At 69.5% G+C, this 1,674-nt stretch carries 2 protein-coding genes; both read left to right on the top strand.

Annotated elements, in window-relative coordinates; translation table 11 throughout:
* Nucleotides 1–56 precede the first annotated feature (56 nt).
* On the top strand, nucleotides 57–1,022 hold the full coding sequence (locus ABT116_RS44650) for a glycoside hydrolase family 6 protein (protein ID WP_351646667.1): 966 nt from the start codon (nucleotides 57–59) through the stop codon (nucleotides 1,020–1,022).
* Nucleotides 1,023–1,245: 223 nt separating this feature from the next.
* Nucleotides 1,246–1,674, top strand: a 429-nt coding sequence (locus ABT116_RS44645; RefSeq protein WP_351646663.1) for a dihydroxyacetone kinase subunit DhaK, incomplete at its 3' end; no start/stop codon positions are given.

The raw sequence follows: 1,674 nt of genomic DNA, 5'->3' as shown, positions 1-1,674 counted from the left end.
CCCTGGCTCGCCCCCGACCTTCGCCCGCTTCCTGTCAGAAAGCCGAGGTACCCGTCATGCGCCGCAGACTCCTCGCCCTGGTGGCAGCGCTCTCCTCACTGCCGCTGGCGCTCGCCGCCGCCCCGACCGCTCACGCGGCCGACCCGACGACCATGACCAACGGGTTCTACGTGGACCCCGACTCCAGCGCGAAACGGTGGGTGGCCGCCAACCCCGGCGACGGCCGGGCCTCCGCGATCAACGCCTCCATCGCCAATACCCCGACGGCCCGCTGGTTCGGCTCCTGGAGCGGCAACATCGGGACCGCCACGGGGGCGTACGCGGGCGCCGCGGACGCCCGGGACAAGCTGCCCCTCCTCGTCGCCTACAACATCTACAACCGTGACTACTGCGGCGGACACTCTGCGGGCGGAGCCTCGTCGCCGTCCGCCTACGCGAACTGGATCGCCCAGTTCGCGGGCGGGATCGCCGGCCGCCCGGCCGTCGTCGTCCTCGAACCGGACTCCCTCGGGGACTACGGCTGCATGAGCCAGGCGCAGATCGACGAACGCGAGAGCATGCTGACCGGTGCGCTCGCCGAGTTCAACCGCCGAGCTCCCAACACCTGGGTCTACCTCGACGCCGGCAACCCGGCCTGGGCGAGCGCGGCGACCATGGCCCGGCGTCTTCACGAAGCCGGTGTCCGGCAGGCTCACGGTTTCTCGCTCAACGTCTCCAACTACCTCACCACGGCCGAGAACACCGCGTACGCCGACGCCGTCAACAGGGAACTCGGCGCCCGGTACGGCTACACCAAACCGTTCGTCGTGGACACCAGCCGCAACGGCAACGGCTCGAACGGCCAGTGGTGCAACCCGTCAGGCCGCCGTATCGGCACTCCCACCCGGCTGGGCGGCGGCGCCGAGATGCTCTTGTGGATCAAGGTTCCGGGCGAGTCCGACGGCAACTGCGGCGTGGGAGGCGGCTCCTCGGCCGGACAGTTCCTCCCCGAGGTCGCCTACAAGATGATCTACGGCTACTGATCCCGGGCCGTTCGGGCGCTTCCTGTGTTCCGTGCTCGGCTGATCCGACACCAGGGCCGAGGCCGTCCGCGTCCTTCACGGGTGCGGTCGGCCTCGGCCCGCGGGGCGTTGCGGTCCGATACGGACCGATACGGGCAGCCAAGATCGACAACTGGTCAAACGTGACGTGAGCTGCGAAGCTGGAGTTCGAGGGCTCATCTACTAGGTTGTCTAGGAGGTACCCGTGAAGATGCTGATCAACGTCCCGGAGAACGTGGTCGCGGATGCGCTGCGTGGTCTGGCGGCTGCCCACCCGGAGCTGACCGTGGACGTGGAGAACCGGGTGATCGTGCGGCGGGACGCTCCCGTCGCCGGACAGGTGGGGCTGGTCTCGGGCGGGGGCTCGGGGCACGAGCCGTTGCACGGCGGCTTCGTGGGCCCCGGCATGCTGTCGGCGGCCTGTCCGGGCGAGGTCTTCACCTCCCCCGTGCCCGACCAGATGCTGCGCGCGGCCGCCGCCGTGGACAGCGGGGCCGGCGTGCTGTTCATCGTGAAGAACTACACCGGGGACGTGCTCAACTTCGACATGGCCGCCGAGATGGCCGAGGACGAGGGCATCCAGGTCGCGAAGGTGCTGGTCCAGTTGCGGACCCGTTCTCAGAACTGTGAACCG

This window comes from Streptomyces sp. NPDC002130, assembly GCF_040296465.1.
Taxonomy (GTDB): domain Bacteria; phylum Actinomycetota; class Actinomycetes; order Streptomycetales; family Streptomycetaceae; genus Streptomyces.
Note: the sequence above shows the minus strand (reverse complement) of the source record. Positions and strands in the feature narration are given on the sequence as shown.

Coding starts and splice junctions, on each gene's coding strand:
- ABT116_RS44650 (WP_351646667.1), top strand. CDS start 57: ATGCGCCGCAGACTCCTCGCCCTGGTGGCAGCGCTCTCCTCACTGCCG.